Source organism: Siccirubricoccus sp. G192 (genome assembly GCF_019084075.1).
Classification (GTDB): Bacteria; Pseudomonadota; Alphaproteobacteria; order Acetobacterales; family Acetobacteraceae; genus G192.
On record NZ_JAHREN010000001.1, the window covers coordinates 3,741,138 to 3,759,878 of the forward strand.

Here is an 18,741-nt window from a genome sequence, read left to right on the forward strand (position 1 = left end):
AAGCCGGCATGGCCGCGCTGCGCCGGTTGCGCTACAGCGGCGCCACCGGAGGGAAGGAGCCCGAATGAACCTGCACCGCATGCTGCGCGCCCGCGCCGCCGAGGGGCGGCCGATCACCGTGGGCGTGATCGGCGCCGGGAAACTCGGCTCCATGTTCCTCGCCATGGCGGCGCGGACACCGGGGATTCAGGTGGCGGGCATCGCCGACCTCTCGATTCCCCGCGCCCGCCAGGCGCTGGCCCGCGTCGGCTGGCCGGAAGCGCAACATGCCGCCGCCTCCTTCGATGCCGCGCTCGCCTCCGGTGGCACGCATCTAGTCGAGGACGCCATGGCGCTGCTGGCCGAGCCGCGCATCGAGGTGATCGTGGAATGCACCGGCCTTCCCGCCCCCGGCATCCGCCATGCGCTCGCCGCCATCGGGCATGGCAAGCATGTCGTCATGGTGAATGTGGAGGCGGATGTGCTGGCCGGGCCGCTGCTCGCCGCCCGTGCCCGCGCTGCCGGGGTGGTCTATTCCATGGCCTATGGCGACCAGCCGGCCCTGGTCTGCGAGTTGGTGGACACCATCCGCACCATGGGCTTTCCGGTGGTCGCCGCCGGCAAGGGCACGAAATACCTGCCGCATTTCCACGCCAGCACGCCGGAGACCGTCTGGGGCTTCTACGGCCTGACGCCGGAGGCGGCGCGCCAGGGCGGCATGAACCCGCAGATGTTCAACTCCTTCCTGGACGGCACCAAATCCGGTATCGAGATGGCGGCCATCGCCAATGCCACCGGCTTGGCGCCGCCGCCGGACGGGCTGCATTTCCCGCCCTGCGGCACGCAGGACCTGCCCCTGGTGCTGCGGCCGCGCGAGGCTGGCGGCATCCTGGAGGCGCGCGGCCAAGTGGAGGTGGTCTCCTCGCTCGAGCGCGACGGGCGGCAGGTGGTGGGCGACCTGCGCTGGGGCGTCTATGCGGTCTTCGAGGGCGAGACCGACTATATCCGCCGCTGCTTCTCCGAATACGGCGTGCATAGCGACCCTTCCGGCCGGTATGCCGCGTTGTGGCGGCCCTATCACCTGATCGGGCTGGAACTCGCCGTCTCGGTCGCCTCCGCCGCGCTGCGTCGCGAGCCGACCGGCGCCGCCGAAGCCTGGCGCGGCGATGTGGTGGCGACCGCCAAGCGCGACCTTGCCTCCGGCGAGGTGCTGGATGGCGAGGGCGGCGCCATGGTCTGGGGCCGCTGCGTGCCCGCGGCCCGCTCGCTGGCGCTCGGTGCGCTGCCGATCGGCCTGGCGCATGGCTTCGCGCTCAAGCAGGCGGTGCGGCAGGGCGAGACGCTGGGCTGGGCGGATGTCGCCTTCGATCCGGCGTCGGAGGCGGTGCGGGTGCGGCGCGAGATGGAGGCGGGCGGGGCTGCCTGAACGGCGCCGGGCCGGCCGCCCCGGTTAAATCCAAATCACGCCACGCCGGAGGTCCCATGCCGCAACAGGCCGCCCCGCTGCTGATCCGCCCCCTGCTGCGGCGGGAGGCGGCAGCCTTGCGCGACCTGCGGCTGGAGGCGCTGCGGCTGCACCCGGAGGCTTTCGGCGCCTCCTTCGAGGAGGCCGAGCGGATGAGTGCCGCGCAATTCGCCGCGCAGGTTCCGGAAGGCCCGCCGGATGCGATCTTCGGCGCCTTCCTGGACGGCGCGGCCGCGCCTGGCCTCGGCACCGGGACGGTGCCCGCGCTCTGCGGAATGGCGGGGTTCTTCGCGGAACGGCCGGCCAAGACGCGCCACAAGGGCTCGCTCTGGGGCATGTATGTGCGGCCGGCAGCGAGGCGGCATGGCGTGGCGCAGGCCCTGTTGCAGCGGGTGATCCTGCATGCGCGGGAGGTGGCGCGGCTGGAGGTGCTGCGCCTCACCGTCGTGGAGGGGAATGCCGCGGCCCACCGCCTCTATGCCGCGGCGGGGTTCGAGACCTATGGCATCGAGCGCCGGGCGCTGCGCCTCGGGCCCGACCGCTGGTTGGACGAGGAGTTGATGGCGCTGGACCTGCGGCGGGGCTAGCCCTCGCCGTCGCCCATCCGTTCCCGCGCCCAGGCCGCCAGGATCGATTTGTCGATCTTGTTGGTGCCCATCAGCGGCAGGGCATCCAGGAACCAGACGCGGCGTGGATGCATATAGGCCGGTGCATTGGCCAGCACATGCGCGCGCAAAGCCGCTTCATCAGCAGCGATGCCGGCGCGCAGCACCACGAATGCGACGGGCTTGGTGCCCTTGATCGCATCCGGCACCGGCAGCACCGCGGATTGCTCGACGGCCGGATGCGTCTCCAGCACCTTCTCCACCTCGCTCGGGAAGATGTTCTCGCCGCCCGAGATGAACATGTCGTCCACCCGGCCGATGACGTAGTGGAAGCCCTCCGCATCGCGGCGGAAGACATCGCCGGTGATGTAGAACCCGTCCTCGGTCAGCGGCGGCTTGAGGTCCGGGCGGTTCCAGTAGCCGTTCATCTGGGCCGGGCATTTTTGTTCCAGCACGCCTTCCGCGCCCAGGCTGCCATCCGCGGCGCGGAGGCGCAGCTGCACCGCCGGATGCGCGCAGCCCACCGAAAGCGGCGGCGTCGGAAGGCCGCGCGGATGCGGGCCGAAGACCACGGGGCCGGCCTCGGTCGTGCCATAGCCATTGACGAAGCGCGCCTGCGGAAAGGCTGCCTGGATCGCCGCCAGCAATGCCGGGGAGACCGGCGCGGAACCGCAACGGACATGCCGGACCGAGCTGGTATCCGTCGCCGCCAGCAGATCGCGTTCCTGCAGCAGCATCGCCATCATCGGCGGCACGCCGGTGATCCAGGTGGCGCGGTGCTCGCCGATGGCGCGAAGATAGGCGCGCGCCTCGAATTGCGGCAGCAGGATGATGGTGATATGCGCCGCGGAGGCAAGCTGCGCCAGAGCCAACCCGTTCATGTGGTAGAGCGGTGCCGCGACCAGCGCGCGCTCCTGGCTGATATCCGCCCCCGCAAGCCGCTGCTCCACCACCCAGAGATGCGACTGGTGTGACAACACCACGCCCTTGGGCCGGCCGGTGGAGCCGGAGGTATAGAGGAACAGCGCGGGCTCCGCCTCCTCCGGCGTGATCGCGGTGAAGGGGCCGGGGTCGGGCAGCGCCTGCCACTCGGCGCTGCCGAAGGTGATGGCCGGCAGGTCCGCCGGCACGGCACCGCGGCGGGCCTCATCGCAGAGCACCAGCCGCGCGCCGCTGTTGTGCAGCACATACTCCACAGTCTGCGGCGGGAAGCGCCAATTCACCGGCACCGCCACCAGCCCGGCCCGCTGCGCTCCATAAAGCGTGGCCAGGAATTCCGTGGAATTGGCCGCGAGAATTCCGACACGGTCGCCGCGCGTGAGTCCGCGTTTCAGCAACCCGCGCGCCACCGCATCGCAGAGCGCACCGAGCTCGCCATAGCTGACGACCCGGGTGGCGCTGCCGGAGAGATCGATCAGCGCCGGTTTCGCCGGGTCGGCGCCGCGGTCGATCAGCGCGCCGAGATTGCGGAAGGCGAAGCCCATTTGCCTATTTCGGCGCTGCGGTCAGATAGACCCCACGCCCGGAGGCGCAGAGCTTGCCGTCGCCGTCCAGGATCTCGGCCTCGGCCACGGAGAACTGGCTGCCCTGGCGCACGATCCGCCCCTTGCAGAGCAGGTCGCCCGGCAGCGCTACGCGGTGGTAGTCCACCCGCATGTCGATGGTGGGCAGGCCGCGGCCGAGCGCGGCGCCCAGCGCCCAGTCGGCGGCGAGATCCACCAGCGCGGCGAGGATGCCGCCATGGGTGTAGCGGCGATCCGGGTTGACGATCCATTCCTCGCGCCAGGTGGCGCGGATATCCACCGTGCCCTGCCCCACCGCCAGGGCCTGGAGGCCGAGCCAGCGGTGGAAGGGTGCGCGCAGCAGGCGTTCCTGCAATTGCTCGACGGTGAGCGGTGCGGGCTTCGCGTCGCTCATGGAGTGATCACCACCTTGCCGATGACCTTGCGGTCGCGGATCAGCGCCAAACCTTCCGGTGCGCGGTCCAGCGGCAGCACGGTGTCGATCAGCGGCGCCATCTCCTGCTTCTGGATCATCCCGAGCAGGGCGTGGAAATCCTCGTTGTAGAAGCTGTTGGAGCCGATGACCTGCAGCTCGAAGGTCCAGATGTAGCGGAGGTCCTCCTTCGGATCGAAGCCGGCGGTGGCGCCGCAGACCAGGATCTTGCCGCCGCGCTTCACGCAGCGGAGCGTCGGCCCCCAGGTATCGCCGCCCGTGAAATTCACCACGACATCGACGCCGCCCTCATAGGACCGGCGCTGCGGCTTGCCGAAGCGTTCCTGCGCCCATTTGGAGAAATCGACCTTGGTGTAGTCGATCGCCTCGTCGGCGCCGATCTCCAGCATGCGCTGGCACTTCTCCTCGGAGCCGGCGCAGGCGACCACATGGGCGCCAAGCTGCTTCGCCAGCAGCACGCAGCCGGTGCCGACGCCGCCCGAGGCGCCGAGCACCAGCACCTTGTCGCCCGCCTTGATAGTCTTGTGCGTCACGATCATGCGGTGCGCGGTGCCATAAGCCACCGGCAGCGAGGCCGCCTGCTCGAAGCTCACGCCATCCGGCATGCGGATCAATTGGTCGGCGGCGACCAGGCAGTATTCCGCCATGCCGCCATCCAGCATCTCGCCCATCAACCCCTTTTTCGGATTGATGGGGTTGACCAGGACGCGGTCGCCCTTCGACCAGCCGGTGACGCCGGGGCCGATCTGGTCGATCTCGCCGGCCATGTCGAGGCCGATGACGACGGGCATCGGCACCTTGATGCCGGGCATGCCCTTCACGGTGAAGACATCGTGGTAGTTGAAGGAGGAGGCACGGACGCGGATGACCACATGCCCTTCGGTGGCCGATGGCGTCGGGTAGTCCGTCTCCAGCCGCAACTGGTCGAGATCGCCATGCTGGCGGAGCACGAGGGCACGCATAGCGGAACATCCTTCTTATTGCCGGCGCAGGAAACCCAGATTGGGGCAGCCCTGGTGGCGGGTCAAACCCCGGCTTGTCCATGCCGCCGCAGCCTGCGACCCTCCGGCCGGTGGCAGGGGATGGGATGATGTCGCTCAAGCTTTTCAGCCTGGAGGGACGGCGCGCGCTGGTCACCGGCTCCAGCCAGGGGATCGGCCTGGCGCTCGCCCGCGGCGTGGCGCAGGCCGGCGCGGCGGTGGTGCTGAACGGGCGGGACCCGGCCAGGCTGGCGGCGGCCGCGGCCCTGCTGGCGGAAGATGGGATCACCGCCGTCACCGCCGCATTCGACGTGACCGACCCGGCGGCGGTCGAGGCAGCGGTGGCGCAAATCGAGGCCGAGCAGGGGCCGATCGACATCCTGTTCAACAATGCCGGGGTCAATCTGCGCGGCCAGCTGGACCAGATGCCGGACGAGACCTGGCGCACCGTCATGTCCACCAATCTCGACAGCGCCTTCTACTGCGCCCGCTCGGTGGCGCGGCGAATGATCCCGCGCGGCCGCGGCAAGATCATCAATACCTGCTCGGTGATGAGCATGCTGGGGCGGCCGACCACCGGCCCCTATACCGCCACCAAGGGCGCGCTGATGATGCTGACCAAGGCGATGTGCGCCGATTGGGCGCGGCACGGCATCCAGGCCAATGGCATCGCGCCCGGCTATTTCTCCACCGAGTTGACGGCGCCGCTCCGCGCCGACCCCGCCTTCAACGACTGGCTCTGCAACCGCACCCCTGCCGGCCGCTGGGGCGAGTTGCCGGAACTGGTGGGGGCGGCAATCTTCCTGGCCTCGGAGGCATCCAGCTATGTCAATGGGCATCTGCTCTATGTGGATGGCGGGCTGACCAGCGTGGTCTAGGCTGCGGTCACTCGCGGCCGGAAGAGCTTTGCTTCATTCCGAAGCGGGCACACCCCCGGACAGCGGCCCCGAGATTCCAACCGGATGGAAGCGCGATGCGAACCTATCCCTTCGTCACCGTCGACGTCTTCACCGGCCGCCGCTTCGGCGGCAACCCGCTCGCCGTCTTCCCGGATGCGCGCGGCTTGTCGGAGGCCGAGATGCAGGCCCTCGCCGCCGAATTCAACCTGAGCGAGACCACCTTCGTCCTTCCACCCGAGGATCCCGCCCATACGGCGCGGGTGCGCATCTTCAACCGCAGGGCGGAGATGCCCTTCGCGGGGCACCCGAATGTCGGCACCGGATGGGTCTTGGCCCAGCAGGGCCGCGACCGCGACGGCGTGTTGCTGTTCGAGGAGATCGCGGGGCTGGTCGAGGTGCGGGTGGAGCGCGACCCTGCGGGCGCCGCGCCGGCAGGAGCCACCATCGCGGCGCCGCAGCCGCTGTCGCTCGGGCCGGAGATGCCCGCGGAAGCACTGGCGGCTTGCGTCGGGCTGGACCGCGACGCCGTCATCGTGGCTGCGCACCGGCCGGTCCTGGCCTCGGTCGGCAATTCCTTCGTCGTGGCGGAGGTCGCGCCCGAGGCGCTTTCCCGTGCAGTCCCCGATCTTGCACAGTTCCGGCGGGCGGCCGCCGACTTCCCGGCGCCGGGCCCCGGTCGGCTTCCGCTTTATCTCTATGCACGGGACGGCGACGGGGCGCAGCTCCGTGCCCGCATGTTCTCGCCGCTCTCCGGCACCTTCGAGGACCCGGCAACCGGCAGCGCCGCGACACCCCTCGCGGCGCTGCTGCTGTCGCTCTCGGGTCATGCGGAGGCGCGCTTCGACATCCTGCAGGGCGTGGAGATGGGCCGGCCCAGCCTGCTCCACGCCACGGCACGGCGCGTGTCCGACGGGATCCGCGCGACGGTCGGCGGCGGCTGCGTGCCCGTGCTCAGGGGCGAGGCGATGCTGTAACGGCCCGCCCCGCTTGACGCGGAGGCAGGGAGAGGGAACCCTGCGCCGCGTTCCGCAAGCGAGGAATTGATGACTGAGAAGGGAGGGCCGAGGCGCCCATGAGCATCAACGGAAAAGCCTATATCGTCGGCGCCTTCGAGCATCCGACGCGCAAGGCCGATGACAAGTCGGTGGCGCAGCTCCATGCGGAGGTCGCCTATGGCGCGCTGCAGGATGCCGGGCTGCAGAAGGACGACATCGACGGGTATTTCTGCACCGGCGCGGCGCCTGGCCTTGGCCCGTTGAACATGGCGGACTATCTTGGCCTGACGAAGCTGAAGCACCTCGACAGCACGGATGTCGGCGGCTCCTCCTATGTGCTGCATGTGGGCCATGCGGCGGAGGCGATCGCGCTCGGCAAGTGCAGCATCGCGCTGGTGACGCTGGCCGGGCGGCCGCGGGCCGAGGCGATGGCAACGGGCACGGCGCCGCGGAGCTGGGGCGTGAATGTCCCGGATGATCCCTTCGAGATCCCCTATGGCCGCACCGTCGCCAATGCCTATGCACTATGCGCCATGCGGCACATGCATGAATTCGGCACCACCAGCGAGCAGCTTGCCTGGATCAAGGTCGCCGCCTCGCACCACGCGCAGTGGAACGAGCATGCGATGCTGCGCAAGGTCGTGACGGTCGAGGATGTGGTGAACAGCCCCATGGTCTCCGACCCGTTGCACCGGCTGGATTGCTGCGTGATCTCGGATGGCGGCGGCGCGCTGATCATCACCACGCCTGAGATCGCCCGCAGCCTGAAGCGGCCATTGGTGAAGGTGAAGGGCGCCGGCGAGGCGACCAAGAACCAGAATGCCGGCTATACCGACCTCACCTATTCCGGCGCGCGCTTCTCGGGGCCGCGTGCCTTTGAGGAAGCCGGGGTAAAGCCTGCCGACATCCAATATGCCAGCATCTATGACAGCTTCACCATCACGGTGCTGATGCAGCTTGAGGATCTGGGCTTCTGCGAGAAGGGCCAAGGCGGCAAGTTCGTCTCCGACGGCAACCTGATCTCGGGCGTCGGTAAGCTGCCCTTCAACACCGATGGCGGTGGGCTCTGCAACAACCATCCAGCCAATCGCGGCGGCATGACCAAGGTGATCGAGGCAGTGCGGCAGTTGCGTGGCGAAGCGCATCCGAAGGTGCAGGTGCCGGGTTGCACGCTCGCGCTGGCGCATGGCACGGGCGGGCTGCTCGGCACGCGGCACGGCAGCGCAACCGTCATCCTGGAGCGGGAGTAATCGCCATGGCAACGATGTCCTCCAACCGGGCCTTGCCGGTGATCCAGGTCGATCCGACCAACAAGCCCTATTTCGACGCTGCCCGTGAGGGAAGGCTGTTGATCGGGCTCTGCAAGGATACCGGCCGGCATTTCTGGTATCCGCGCGGCTGTTCGCCCTTCACGCTTTCCAACAATGTGGAACTCGTCGAGGCGAAGGGCACCGGCACGATCTACACCTATACTGTGATGCGCACGAAGGAACCCTATGCGGTTGCCTATGTCGAACTCGATGAGGGCGTGCGGGTCTTCACGAACATCGTCGATTGCGACCTCGATGCGCTGCGCATCGGCCAGAAGGTAAAGGTGGTGTTCAAGCCGACCCAGGGCGACAGCCCGCCGGCAACCATGTTCACCCCGGCCTGACACCGAAAAGGGCGCGCCGCATCCAAAGGGTGATGCGGCGCGCCACCTCCGCCACAATCCGTCGGCGTGGCGATGCCGATCCATTGCCCAGACGGCAGCGCCAGGTGCCGGGACTGCCGGAGCCCTCCAGCCTGACGGGGCTGGTCGTTACGCCTTCCGCAAGCCATTCCAGAACCCACCTCCGCCGGCTGAGAATGGCAGCGGTTCGCTTGGCCCGGGTCCGATCAGCCGTGGTGCTTGCCCTGGCGGACGGCAGCGGCATATTGGCGGCACGCGAAGGAAGGCCCGGCCCGATGTCCATTTCCCCCGCCCCACAGGGCGACAATACGCCACTCGTGCTCCGCCAGGATGAGGGGGCGGTCGCGATCCTGACCCTGAACCGCCCGGCGGCCCGCAACAGCCTCTCCCGCGCCATGCTGGCGGCGCTCCGCGCCCGGTTGGCGGAGGTGGCGGCCGAGGATGGCGTGCGGGCGGTGGTGCTGACGGCGAATGGCCTCGCCTTCAGCGCCGGGCACGACCTCAAGGAACTGACCGCGCATCGCGCCGATGCCGATGGCGGCGAGGCCTTCTTCGCCGAATGCATGGCCGAATGCGGCGCGGTGATGCAGGCGGTGGTGGGACTGCCGCAGCCGGTGGTCGCGGCCGTGCAGGGCATCGCCACCGCGGCTGGCTGTCAATTGGTGGCAAGCTGCGATCTGGCGGTGGCCTCGGAGGCCGCCAAATTCTGCACGCCCGGGGTGGATATCGGGCTCTTCTGCTCGACTCCGGCGGTGGCGCTCTCCCGCGCCGTGCCGCGCAAACCGGCGCTGGAAATGTTGCTGCTCGGCGAAATGGTGCCGGCCGAGGAGGCGCACCGCATCGGCCTGGTCAACCGGGTGGTGCCGCCGGATGCGGTGCTGGAGACGGCGCTGGATCTGGCACGGCGCATCGCCGCGCGCTCGGCGGTGGCGGTGCGCATGGGCAAGCGGGGCTTCAATCGGCAGCTTGGCCTCGACCTGCCGCAAGCCTATGCGGCGGCCGGCGCTGTCATGGTGGAGAATCTCCTGGCCGAGGATGCCGCCGAGGGGATCGGCGCCTTCCTCGGCAAGCGCCAACCGGAATGGCGGCATCGCTAGCGGAGGCGGAGATGGATTTCGAGACGGGGCTCGGGCGCAACCCGGCGAATTTCCAGCCGCTGACGCCGCTGCTCTTCCTGGAACGCGCGGCCGCGGTCTTCCCGGACCACATCGCGGTGGTGCATGGCGCGCTGCGCCGGCCCTATCGCAGCCTGCGCGAGCGCTGCGTGCGGTTGGCCTCGGCGCTGGCGGCGCGCGGCATCGGGCGCGGCGATACGGTGGCGGCGCTGTTGCCGAACATCCCGGAGATGGTCGAATGCCATTACGGCGTGCCGATGGCGGGCGCCGTGCTGAACACCATCAATACCAGGCTGGATGCCGCCACCATCGCCTATATCCTCACCCATGGCGAGGCGAAGCTGGTGATCGCCGACCGCGAATTCCTGCCCGTGCTGCGCGTGGCGCTGGCGCAGATGCCGTCGCCACCGCTGGTGGTGGAGGTGGATGATGCGGAGGCCCCGGACTCCGCGCGCGGCAATACGCTCGGCGGGACCGATTACGAGGCGCTGCTGGCGGGGGGCGACCCCGGTTTCGCCTGGCTGATGCCGCGGGACGAGTGGGATGCGATCACGCTCAACTACACCTCCGGCACCACGGGCCAGCCGAAGGGCGTGGTCTATCACCACCGGGGGGCGCAGCTTCTGGCCACGGGGAATGTGCTGTCCTCCGGCATGGGGCGGCATCCCGTCTATCTCTGGACCCTGCCGATGTTCCATTGCAACGGCTGGTGCTTCCCCTGGACGGTCTGCGCCGTGGCGGGCACGCATGTCTGCCTGCGCGCGGTGCGCGGAGCCACGATGTGGGAGCTCATGGCGGAGCATGGCGTGACGCATATGTGCGGCGCGCCTGTCGTGATGGCGACCTTGCTGGACACGCCCGCCGAGGCCAAGCGCGCCCTGCCCGCCCCGGTGCAATTCGTGGTGGCCGGCGCGCCGCCGCCAGAGGCCGTGCTGGCGGCGATGCGCGCGGCCGGCTTCGCCGTGCTGCATGTCTATGGGCTGACCGAATGCTACGGCCCCTCGGTGGTGAATGAATGGCATGCCGAATGGGACGCGCTGCCAGCCGCCGACCAGGCGCGGCTGATGGCGCGGCAGGGCGTGCGCTACCTGGCCCTGGAGGGACTGGAGGTGATGGACCCGGCCGCGATGCGGCCGGTGCCGGCGGATGGCGCCACGCTTGGCGAGGTGGTGATGCGCGGCAATGTGGTGATGAAGGGCTACCTGAAGGACGAGGCCGCCACGGCAGCCGCCTTCGCCGGCGGCTGGTTCCATACCGGAGACCTCGCGGTGAAATACCCGGACGGCTATCTGCAACTGAAGGACCGCTCCAAGGACATCATCATCTCGGGCGGCGAGAACATCAGCAGCATCGAGGTGGAGGAGGCGCTCTATCGCCACCCCGCGGTGGCGGTGGCCGCGGTGGTGGCGAAGCCGGATGAGCGCTGGGGTGAGGTGCCCTGCGCCTTTGTCGAGCTGAAGCCCGGCGCCACGGCGAGCGAGGCGGAGCTGATCGCCTTCTGCCGGCAGCACCTGGCGGGCTTCAAGGCACCGAAACAGGTGGTCTTCACCGAGGTGCCGCGCACCAGCACCGGCAAGATCCAGAAGCACATGCTGCGCGGGCAGGTGCGGGCCAGCTACAGCGGCGTGCCGAATTGATGGTTCGGCACGCCGCTGTAGCCTGTTGTTTGTAGAGCAGATTCACGCCTCCGGGCGCTTCCGCCCTGCGGCGATCTGCTCTAGTGGTGCGTGCCAGACGGTTGTTACCGCCTGGCACGCACCACTAGCCGTTCATTTTGTGGGCCGATCCACCTGACACTTGGGAACCAAGTGTCAGGATCGGACCACTAGCGCGGCGTCAGCCGGCCGACAATCAACCCGCCCACGCCGCTGAGCGCGACCACCAGCGCCATCGGTAGCGCTGTGCCGTCCTGCAGGGTGGCGACCAGCAGGCTGGCCAGGGCGCCCACCCCGAATTGCGTCATGCCGATGACGGCGGAGGCGCTGCCGGCCACCCGCCCTTGCGGCCCCATGGCCAGCGCCGCAGCGATCGGCATGATGCCGCCAAGGCTGGCGATGAAGGCGAAGAGCGTCGCGACCAGCGCCGGGAAGCCGCCCCAGCCGGTGGTCGCCGTCAGCAGCAGCGCCGCGCCGGCCACGGCCGCGGCAGCCTGGGCCACCGGCAGCATCCGCGCCGGCGGCACCCGATGCGCCAGCCGCCCCACCACCTGCGACACCACCATGAGACCGATGGCATTGGCGCCGAAGAACAACCCGTAGCGTTCCGGCGGCACGCCATGCAATTGCATGAAGACGAAGGGTGAGCCGGCAATATAGGCAAACAGCCCGCCCATCGGCAGCGTGCCGCTGAAGGTGCTGCCGAGGAAGCGGCGGTCGCGCAGCAGGCGAAGATAGATGCGCAGCGCCTCGGCCAGACCGCCATGCTGGCGGTGCTCCGGGGGCAGGCTTTCCGGCAGCAGCAGCGCGATGGCCAGCGCCAGGGCAACTCCATAACCCGCCAGCAGCCAGAAGACCGAACGCCAACCGAACTCCGTCACCAGCCAGCCGCCGAGCAGCGGCCCGAGGATGGGCGCCAGGGCAAAAACCAGCATGAGCTGCGACATCAGCCGCAGCATGGCGGCACCCTCCGCCAGGTCGCGCACCACGGCGCGGCCGATGACCAGCCCGGCGCATCCCCCCAGCGCCTGCATCAGCCGCAGCCAAGTGAGGCCGAGAATGCCATCCGCCAGCGCACAGCCCACCGAGGCCAGCGCGAAGACCCCCATGCCGATGCAGAGCGGCAGCCGCCGCCCGAGGCGGTCCGAGAGCGGCCCATAGACCACTTGGCCAAGCGCCATGCCGAGGAAGGAAGCGGCCAGGGTCCGCTGCACGGCCGCCGGGCTGGCACCAAACTCGGCGCCCAGGGCGGGGAAGGAGGGCAGGTAGATATCGGTCGAAATCGGCCCGATGGCGGTCAGGGCACCGAGGAGGATGATGACGCTGAGGGAAATGCCACGCATGGCCGGCTGGGTATCACCCGGCGCCGCACCGGACCAGGGCGGGGGCTGCGGTCAGAAGCCCGCCCCCTCTGCCTCCATCCGCTGCCGCACCAGGGTTTTCGGTACCTTGCCATAGCCGGATTTCGGCAGCGCCTCCCAGACCAGCACACGCAGCGGCTGCTTGTAGCGGGCGAGGCGCGGGGCGAGATGCGCCAGCACCTCCGCTTCCGTCACCGCGGCGCCGGGGCGCGGCACCACGGCGGCGATGCCCGCCTCGCCCCATTTTGGATGCAGCAGGCCGACCACCGCGCATTCCAGCACGGCGGGATGGGTGAGGATCGCCTCCTCCACCTCGCGCGGATAGACGTTGCTGCCGCCCGAGATGTACATGTCGCCGGCGCGGCCGGTGAGATGCAGGAAGCCGCGCGCATCGAGATGCCCAAGGTCACCGGTATGGAACCAGCCGAAGCGAAAGGCTTTCGCGTTGGCCTCTGGGTTCTCGAAATAGCCGGCGAAGACGGCGGGGCCGCGGACGCAGATCTCGCCGGTCGTGCCCGGCGGCAGGCGGCGCCCGGCCTCGTCCAGGATGGCAATGTCCATGCCGGTACGGGGCGCGCCGACGGAACCGAGCGGGAAGGATGGGTCCTCCGCCAGGCTGTGCTGGTCCGGCCGCAGGACGGTGATGTTCCCCGTCACTTCGCCTAGGCCGAAATACTGCACCAGGCAGGGGCCGAGCACCTCCAGCGCCCGTTTCTGGTCGGCGCGGTACATCGGCGCCCCGGCATAGATGACGTGGCGCAGCGAGGAATGGTCGCGCTCGCCCGCCGCGGGGTGGGCCACCAGCGCGTTCAGGATGGTCGGCACGGTGAACATGTTCCCGACGCGATGTTCCTCCACCAGGCGCCAGGCCTCCTCCGGGTCCAGGCGCTCGGCCGGCAGCAGCACGGTGCGGGCGCCACGCGCCACTTGGCCGAGCTGGTGGATGCCGGCGCCATGCGAGAGTGGCGCCACCACCAGGGAGGCGCTCCGCTCGGTGACGCCGGGGAAGAGATCGGCCAGGTGGTTGGTGACGACGAAGGCCAACTGGCCATGCGTCAGCACCGCCGCCTTGGGCCGGCCAGTGGTGCCTGACGTGAAGAAGAACCAGGCGGGGTCGCCGTATTCGACATCCGCCTCATGGTCCGGGGACGGCGGCGTGGCGGCAGCCAGCGCCGCTTCGTAATCCACCTCATCGGCACGGGCATCGCCGGTGGCCAGGACGAATTCGCACCACGGTCCGGCGCCCCGCACCGCATCGGCATGCCCTGCGAAGCCGCGGTCGCGCAGCATGGCCCGGGCGCGGGAGGTGGCGGCGAGATAGGCGACCTCGGGCGGGGTCAGCCGGAAATTGGTGGGCACCCAGACGGCGCCGAGCTTGAAGCTGGCCCACATGCTTTCGAACATGGCGTTGGTGTTGCGGGAATGCACCAGCACCCGGTCGCCCCTACCGATGCCACGTACCCGCAGCGCCGCGCAGAGCCGGTCCACCCGGGCGTCCAGTTCCGCCCAGGTCCAGCGGCGGTCGCCCCAGACCAGGGCGATGTGGTCCGGCAGGCGGCGGGCCGTCTGGGTGAGCAGACGGCCGAGATTCATGGCGGTGGCGGGGCCCATGCTGTCCTCTCAATTCCCCGGCGGCATCAGCCCGGCGCCGGCATAGCCGCCATCCACCGCGATGGCCTGACCGGTGAGATAGCTGCTTTTCGCCTCGTCCAGCAGGAACAGCACCATGGGCGTGATCTCCTCCGGCGTGGCATAGCGGCGGAGCGGCAGGTGGCGCAGCCACTGCGCGCGCATCTCCGGCCCATGCAGCCGCGCCACCAGCGGCGTCTCGACCGGGCCGGGGCAGAGCGCGTTCACCCGGATGCCGTAAGGCGCCAGGTCGATCGCCATCACCTGCGCCAGGTTGATCACCCCCGCCTTGGAGGCGCCATAGGCCACCCGCCCCTTTGCCCCGCGCAGTCCGGTCACCGAGGCGATGCAGAGGATGGAGCCGCCGCCCGAATCCCGCATCGCCCGCCCGGCCGAGCGGGCCAGCAGGAAACTGCCGGTGACATTCACATCGAGGATGCGGCGGAACAGCTCGGTCGGCGTGTCGAGCGCCGGAATATCGGCGGCGATGCCGGCCGCGGCGACGGCGCCGGCCAGCCTGCCCTGCCCGGCGGTGGCGGTGATCCAGGCTTCCACTGCCGACTCATCCGTCACGTCCAGCGCGGTGATGCTGGAGCGGGCGGGGTCCAGAAGGTCGCGTGCCCTTTCCAGCGCCGCCGGATCGCGATCGGCCACCGCCACGCGCCAGCCCTCGGCCAGCGCCGCCTCCGCCACCGCCAGGCCGATGCCGGAGGCCCCGCCCGTGATCGCCAGCACCCTCTCGGCCATTGTTTCCCCCCTTGCGCCAGGTGGGGCATCATCGCATCCCGGGCGGGCGGGTGCAGCCCGGCAATCGCCACGATTCGGGGAGGGGCCAATGAACACAGCAATTACGCGCCGGAGCGCGGTGCTCGCCGGATTGGTGGCCCCTTTGGCCGCCCCGGTGGTGGCGCGGGCGCAGGCGGGCTACCGGGCGGAATACAAGCTCTCGGTGGTCGGTAACCGGCCGATTCCCTTTGCCGAGGGCGCCTTTATCTGGGCGGACCTGATCACCCAGCGCAGCGGCGGCCGGATACAAGTAAAAGTCTATCCCGGCAGCCAGTTGGTCGGCGGCGACCAGACGCGGGAGCTTCTGGCCATGCGCCAGGGCGTGATCGACTTCGCCGTGCTCTCCACCATCAACATCTCGCCGCAGGTGCGGGAGGCCAGCCTGTTCCAGCTTCCCTTCCTGATGCCCGACCACCGCGCCTTCGATGCGGTGATCCGCGGCGAGCCGGGGCGCGACATCTTCAGCGTGATCGAACGCCGCGAGGTGGTGCCGCTGGCCTGGGGCGAGAACGGCTTCCGCGAGATCTCCAACAGCAAGCGGGCCATCCGCGCGCCCTCCGACCTGCGCGGCATGAAGATCCGCTTCGCCGCCGGCAACATCTTCAAGGACATCTACGAGGCATTGGGCGCCAATCCGGTGCAGATGTCCTTCGCCGACCTGCAGCCGGCGCTCTCCACCGGCGCGGTGGACGGGCAGGAGAACCCGATCAACCTGTTCCTGGCCTTCCGCATGGACACGCTGGCGCAGAAGCACCTCACCATCTGGAACTACGTGAACGACCCGCTGGTCTTCGCCCTCTCGAAGCAGGTCTGGAACAGCTTCTCCGCCGCCGACCAGCAACTCGTGCGGGAATGCGCCGAGGAGGCCGGGCGGCAGCAGATCGCGCTGACCCGCAAGGGTTTGGGCATGGAGGATGCCGACCGGTCCTCGCTGGAGGAACTGGCCCGGCGCGGCGTCGAGACAACGGTGCTGAGCGCCGCGGAGAAGCGCGCCTTCGCCCAGGCCACCCGGCCGGTCTACCAGAAATGGGCCGGCACCGTCGGCGCCGATCTGGTGCGGAAGGCGGAGGCGGCGGTCAGCGCGGTCTCGTGACAGCGGAACTCGACCCCGGCGCATTGGCGCCGGACCCGCCGACCCGGGTGCCGCTCACGCTGGAGAAGTTGCTCATCGCCGCCGCCATGGCGGCGATGGCGCTGATCACCGCGGCCAATGTGGCGATCCGCTATCTCTCGAATGTCAGCCTCGCCTTCACCGAGGAATATTCGGTGGCGCTGATGGTCATCCTGACGCTGCTCGGCACCTCCCTGGCGACGGCGGCGGGGCGGCATATCCGCATCGGCTATTTCGCCGAGATGCTGCCGCCAAGGGGCCGGCGGATCGCGGAGGGGGTGGCGCTGGCGCTGGTGGTGCTGATGTTCGGCATCCTGGCCCTTTGGGGCGCCAGCCTCGCCTGGGACGAATACCGCTTCGAGATCATGTCGGCCGGGCTGGACCTGCCGCAATGGTGGTACACCATCTGGCTGCCGCTGCTCTCGCTCGCGGTGATCGGCCGGGCGCTCGGCCGGATGCTGCGCCTGGCGCGGGGCCTGGATGGCTAGATGACCGGCAGCATCCTCTTCGCCGCCTTCGTGGCCATGCTGCTCGGCGGCGTGCCGATTGGGGTGGCGCTGGGCTTGGCGGGAACGCTGGCGATCTGGCTGGCGGACCAGTCCATCGTCGCGGTGCCGACCAATGTCTATGCCGGCATCGCCAAGTATCCGCTGATCGCCATCCCCATGTTCGTGCTGGTGGGCAGCGTCTTCGACCGCACCGGGGTGGCGCTGCGCCTGGTGCGCTTCGCGACGGCCATCGTCGGCGCGGGGCGTGGCGCGCTGGCCTCGGTGGCGGTGCTGGTGGCGATGGTGATCGGCGGCATCTCGGGCTCCGGCCCGGCCACCTCGGCGGCGGTCGGCCAGGTGGTGACGCGGAGCATGGTGCGGGACGGCTATCCCCGTTCCTTCATCGCGGCGACGGTCGGCGCCGCGGCGGCGACCGATATCCTGATCCCGCCCTCCATCGCCTTCATCGTCTATGCGGTGCTGGTGCCGGGGGTCTCGGTGCCGGCGATCTTCCTGGCCGGGATGTTCCCGGGGATCCTGGCCGGCATCGCCATCATCGTGCCGATCGTCGTCATTTCCATGCTGCGGGATTTCGGCGGCAAGTCGCCAGAGCGGGAGGCGCTTTCCGTCTGGCGGACCTTCAAGGAAGCCTTCTGGGGCTTACTGGCACCAGTGGTGATCCTGGGCGGCATGCGGACCGGCGCCTTCACCCCGACGGAGGCCGCCGTCATGGCGGTGTTCTACGGGCTCTTCATCGGCTTCGTGGTCTATCGCACGCTGAGCCTGCGCGACCTCTACGAGATGCTGGTGGAGGCCGGTGAGCTTTCCGCCGTCATCCTCATCATCATCGCCCTGGCCTCGGTCTTCGCCTGGAGCACCTCGACGCTCGGCATCGTGCAGCCCATCGCCACCTGGATCGTCGGGCTGGGGCTCGGCGAATACGGCACCATCGCGCTGCTGATGCTGGTGCTGATCGTCATCGGCATGTTCCTGGACGGCGTCTCCACCTTCCTGATCCTGCTGCCGGTGCTCATCCCCATCGCCAATGCCTTTCACTGGGACCTCACCTGGTTCGGCGTGATCCTCACCATGAAGATCGCGATCGGCCAGTTCACCCCGCCTCTCGCGGTGAACCTGATGGTCTCCTGCCGGATCGCCGGGGTGACGATGGAAAGCACCATCCCCTGGGTGGTCTGGATGATCCTGGCGATGTTCGTGGCACTGGCCCTGGTGGTCGGCTTCCCGGAGATCGCGCTCTGGCTGCCGCGCAACCTGGGCGGGCTCTGACCGGCTGCCGGTCTGCTCGCGCCCCTTTCACACCGCGAGGCTTCCATGCGCGGCGGAAGAAAGGCAAGGTTCCGCAGGCCTCCCCGGTATCGCGGCTTGCCTGGCGGAGCACCGCCGCCAGCAAGCTCGCGGGCAGAGGGAGACAGGAATCGCACCCCATGGCCAAAGACCCCGCGATGCCCGATGCCGCGTTGCCAAGCCCCGCCCGGCTGGTGATCCTCGCCCCCGAGGAAGGCCGCAGCTTCTGGCAGCCGGTGCCCGCCAATGGCTTCGTCCGCTGCATCCTGGACCAGGCGATGACCGGCGCCGAAACGCCCTTCGCCATGGGCACCCAGACGGTCGATCCCGGCTGCCATGTGCGCGAACACGTGCATGACGCGAACGAGGAAGTGATCCTGGTCCTGTCCGGCCAGGGCGAGGCGGAGATCGAGGGCGCGCGCCACCCCATGGCGCCCGGCGGCTGCTTCTTCTTCCCGCGCGGCCGGCCGCATGCCTTCCACAATACCGGCGAGGCTCCGCTGACCTTCCTCTGGCTGATCCTGCCCGGCGGGCTGGAGAACTTCTTCGAACGCATCGGCCGCCCCCGCAGCGCCGGCGAGCCGCCGCCCGCGCCCTTCCCGCGCCCGGCCGATGTGCTGCAGATCGAGGCCGAGACGGTTTTCGGCACCGTGACCAAGCGCGGCTGAAGGAATGGGCAAATGATCCTCGGGGAGCGCGGCTGCCGCATCCGGCCGGGCAGGCTCGGCCAACCCGTCGGT

General features: G+C 69.5%; 18 protein-coding genes. 12 read left to right on the forward strand and 6 right to left on the reverse strand.

Features of this window, described 5'->3' with window-relative positions; genetic code table 11:
* Positions 1 to 64 precede the first annotated feature (64 nt).
* Positions 65 to 1,405, forward strand: coding sequence for an NAD(P)H-dependent oxidoreductase (locus KSF81_RS18015; RefSeq protein WP_217380141.1), 1,341 nt, complete (start codon positions 65 to 67; stop codon positions 1,403 to 1,405).
* Positions 1,406 to 1,461: 56 nt separating this feature from the next.
* The gene (locus KSF81_RS18020; protein ID WP_217380142.1) at positions 1,462 to 2,031 is read left to right on the forward strand and encodes a GNAT family N-acetyltransferase; all 570 of its coding nucleotides are present in this window, start codon (positions 1,462 to 1,464) and stop codon (positions 2,029 to 2,031) included.
* Here the strand turns inward: KSF81_RS18020 and KSF81_RS18025 are convergent.
* From KSF81_RS18025 to KSF81_RS18035, 3 genes are read right to left on the reverse strand one after another with little or no spacing between them, the layout of a single operon-like run.
* Positions 2,028 to 3,533, reverse strand: coding sequence for a class I adenylate-forming enzyme family protein (locus KSF81_RS18025; protein WP_217380143.1), 1,506 nt, complete (start codon positions 3,531 to 3,533; stop codon positions 2,028 to 2,030). The two genes, KSF81_RS18020 and KSF81_RS18025, sit on opposite strands and share 4 nt — an antisense overlap.
* Before the next feature lie 4 nt (positions 3,534 to 3,537).
* Entirely contained in the window at positions 3,538 to 3,966 is a 429-nt protein-coding gene (locus KSF81_RS18030) for a PaaI family thioesterase (protein WP_217380144.1), read from the reverse strand.
* Positions 3,963 to 4,967 (reverse strand): SDR family NAD(P)-dependent oxidoreductase, encoded by a 1,005-nt coding sequence (locus KSF81_RS18035; RefSeq protein ID WP_217380145.1) that lies wholly within the window; start codon positions 4,965 to 4,967, stop codon positions 3,963 to 3,965. Before KSF81_RS18035 ends, KSF81_RS18030 begins: the two co-directional genes overlap by 4 nt.
* 125 nt (positions 4,968 to 5,092) lie before the next feature.
* Here KSF81_RS18035 and KSF81_RS18040 point away from each other — a divergent pair, with 125 nt between their 5' ends.
* The 6 genes from KSF81_RS18040 (at position 5,093) to KSF81_RS18065 (ending at position 11,303) form a co-directional block, all read left to right on the forward strand.
* Positions 5,093 to 5,863 (forward strand): SDR family oxidoreductase, encoded by a 771-nt coding sequence (locus KSF81_RS18040; protein ID WP_217380146.1) that lies wholly within the window; start codon positions 5,093 to 5,095, stop codon positions 5,861 to 5,863.
* A gap of 95 nt (positions 5,864 to 5,958) precedes the next feature.
* A complete protein-coding gene (locus KSF81_RS18045; RefSeq protein WP_217380147.1) occupies positions 5,959 to 6,858 on the forward strand; it encodes a PhzF family phenazine biosynthesis protein in 900 nt (299 codons plus the stop codon).
* Between the two features lie 98 nt (positions 6,859 to 6,956).
* Positions 6,957 to 8,129: a thiolase domain-containing protein gene (locus KSF81_RS18050; protein ID WP_217380148.1), complete on the forward strand. Its 1,173-nt coding sequence runs from the start codon at positions 6,957 to 6,959 to the stop codon at positions 8,127 to 8,129.
* A 5-nt stretch (positions 8,130 to 8,134) separates the two neighbouring features.
* Positions 8,135 to 8,533: a Zn-ribbon domain-containing OB-fold protein gene (locus tag KSF81_RS18055; RefSeq protein WP_254453600.1), complete on the forward strand. Its 399-nt coding sequence runs from the start codon at positions 8,135 to 8,137 to the stop codon at positions 8,531 to 8,533.
* 293 nt (positions 8,534 to 8,826) lie between these two features.
* The gene (locus KSF81_RS18060; RefSeq protein WP_217380149.1) at positions 8,827 to 9,648 is read left to right on the forward strand and encodes an enoyl-CoA hydratase; all 822 of its coding nucleotides are present in this window, start codon (positions 8,827 to 8,829) and stop codon (positions 9,646 to 9,648) included.
* The gene (locus tag KSF81_RS18065) at positions 9,633 to 11,303 is read left to right on the forward strand and encodes an acyl-CoA synthetase (protein ID WP_254453601.1); all 1,671 of its coding nucleotides are present in this window, start codon (positions 9,633 to 9,635) and stop codon (positions 11,301 to 11,303) included. The genes KSF81_RS18060 and KSF81_RS18065 overlap by 16 nt, the downstream gene beginning before the upstream one ends.
* Positions 11,304 to 11,491: 188 nt before the next feature.
* Here KSF81_RS18065 and KSF81_RS18070 read toward each other — a convergent pair whose 3' ends face one another.
* Genes KSF81_RS18070 through KSF81_RS18080 form a run of 3 tightly spaced genes read right to left on the reverse strand, consistent with a single transcriptional unit; the run spans position 11,492 to position 15,058 of the window.
* A complete protein-coding gene (locus KSF81_RS18070; protein ID WP_217380150.1) occupies positions 11,492 to 12,664 on the reverse strand; it encodes a multidrug effflux MFS transporter in 1,173 nt (390 codons plus the stop codon).
* Positions 12,665 to 12,715: 51 nt separating this feature from the next.
* On the reverse strand, positions 12,716 to 14,293 hold the full coding sequence (locus KSF81_RS18075; RefSeq protein WP_217380151.1) for an acyl-CoA synthetase: 1,578 nt from the start codon (positions 14,291 to 14,293) through the stop codon (positions 12,716 to 12,718).
* 9 nt (positions 14,294 to 14,302) lie between these two features.
* Positions 14,303 to 15,058 (reverse strand): SDR family NAD(P)-dependent oxidoreductase, encoded by a 756-nt coding sequence (locus KSF81_RS18080; RefSeq protein WP_217380152.1) that lies wholly within the window; start codon positions 15,056 to 15,058, stop codon positions 14,303 to 14,305.
* 88 nt (positions 15,059 to 15,146) lie between these two features.
* Here KSF81_RS18080 and dctP point away from each other — a divergent pair, with 88 nt between their 5' ends.
* From dctP to KSF81_RS18100, 4 genes are all read left to right on the forward strand, one after another.
* Complete coding sequence (dctP, locus tag KSF81_RS18085; protein ID WP_217380153.1) at positions 15,147 to 16,190, forward strand: TRAP transporter substrate-binding protein DctP; 1,044 nt, start codon at positions 15,147 to 15,149, stop codon at positions 16,188 to 16,190.
* Positions 16,187 to 16,696 carry a TRAP transporter small permease gene (locus tag KSF81_RS18090; RefSeq protein WP_309139608.1) on the forward strand — a complete coding sequence of 170 codons (510 nt, stop codon included), beginning with the start codon at positions 16,187 to 16,189 and terminating at the stop codon, positions 16,694 to 16,696. Before dctP ends, KSF81_RS18090 begins: the two co-directional genes overlap by 4 nt.
* Positions 16,697 to 17,983, forward strand: a complete 1,287-nt coding sequence (locus tag KSF81_RS18095; protein WP_217380155.1) for a TRAP transporter large permease — start codon at positions 16,697 to 16,699, stop codon at positions 17,981 to 17,983.
* Positions 17,984 to 18,141: 158 nt separating this feature from the next.
* Positions 18,142 to 18,669, forward strand: coding sequence for a cupin domain-containing protein (locus tag KSF81_RS18100; RefSeq protein WP_254453602.1), 528 nt, complete (start codon positions 18,142 to 18,144; stop codon positions 18,667 to 18,669).
* The last annotated feature ends 72 nt before the right edge of the window (positions 18,670 to 18,741 follow it).

Excerpts from the sequence above, each read along its gene's own strand:
- KSF81_RS18015 (WP_217380141.1), top strand. The coding sequence starts at position 65 with ATGAACCTGCACCGCATGCTGCGCGCCCGCGCCGCCGAGGGGCGGCCG.
- KSF81_RS18020 (WP_217380142.1), top strand. The coding sequence starts at position 1,462 with ATGCCGCAACAGGCCGCCCCGCTGCTGATCCGCCCCCTGCTGCGGCGG.
- KSF81_RS18025 (WP_217380143.1), bottom strand. The coding sequence starts at position 3,533 with ATGGGCTTCGCCTTCCGCAATCTCGGCGCGCTGATCGACCGCGGCGCC.
- KSF81_RS18030 (WP_217380144.1), bottom strand. The coding sequence starts at position 3,966 with ATGAGCGACGCGAAGCCCGCACCGCTCACCGTCGAGCAATTGCAGGAA.
- KSF81_RS18035 (WP_217380145.1), bottom strand. The coding sequence starts at position 4,967 with ATGCGTGCCCTCGTGCTCCGCCAGCATGGCGATCTCGACCAGTTGCGG.
- KSF81_RS18040 (WP_217380146.1), top strand. The coding sequence starts at position 5,093 with ATGATGTCGCTCAAGCTTTTCAGCCTGGAGGGACGGCGCGCGCTGGTC.
- KSF81_RS18045 (WP_217380147.1), top strand. The coding sequence starts at position 5,959 with ATGCGAACCTATCCCTTCGTCACCGTCGACGTCTTCACCGGCCGCCGC.
- KSF81_RS18050 (WP_217380148.1), top strand. The coding sequence starts at position 6,957 with ATGAGCATCAACGGAAAAGCCTATATCGTCGGCGCCTTCGAGCATCCG.
- KSF81_RS18055 (WP_254453600.1), top strand. The coding sequence starts at position 8,135 with ATGGCAACGATGTCCTCCAACCGGGCCTTGCCGGTGATCCAGGTCGAT.
- KSF81_RS18060 (WP_217380149.1), top strand. The coding sequence starts at position 8,827 with ATGTCCATTTCCCCCGCCCCACAGGGCGACAATACGCCACTCGTGCTC.
- KSF81_RS18065 (WP_254453601.1), top strand. The coding sequence starts at position 9,633 with ATGGCGGCATCGCTAGCGGAGGCGGAGATGGATTTCGAGACGGGGCTC.
- KSF81_RS18070 (WP_217380150.1), bottom strand. The coding sequence starts at position 12,664 with ATGCGTGGCATTTCCCTCAGCGTCATCATCCTCCTCGGTGCCCTGACC.
- KSF81_RS18075 (WP_217380151.1), bottom strand. The coding sequence starts at position 14,293 with ATGGGCCCCGCCACCGCCATGAATCTCGGCCGTCTGCTCACCCAGACG.
- KSF81_RS18080 (WP_217380152.1), bottom strand. The coding sequence starts at position 15,058 with ATGGCCGAGAGGGTGCTGGCGATCACGGGCGGGGCCTCCGGCATCGGC.
- dctP (WP_217380153.1), top strand. The coding sequence starts at position 15,147 with ATGAACACAGCAATTACGCGCCGGAGCGCGGTGCTCGCCGGATTGGTG.
- KSF81_RS18095 (WP_217380155.1), top strand. The coding sequence starts at position 16,697 with ATGACCGGCAGCATCCTCTTCGCCGCCTTCGTGGCCATGCTGCTCGGC.
- KSF81_RS18100 (WP_254453602.1), top strand. The coding sequence starts at position 18,142 with ATGGCCAAAGACCCCGCGATGCCCGATGCCGCGTTGCCAAGCCCCGCC.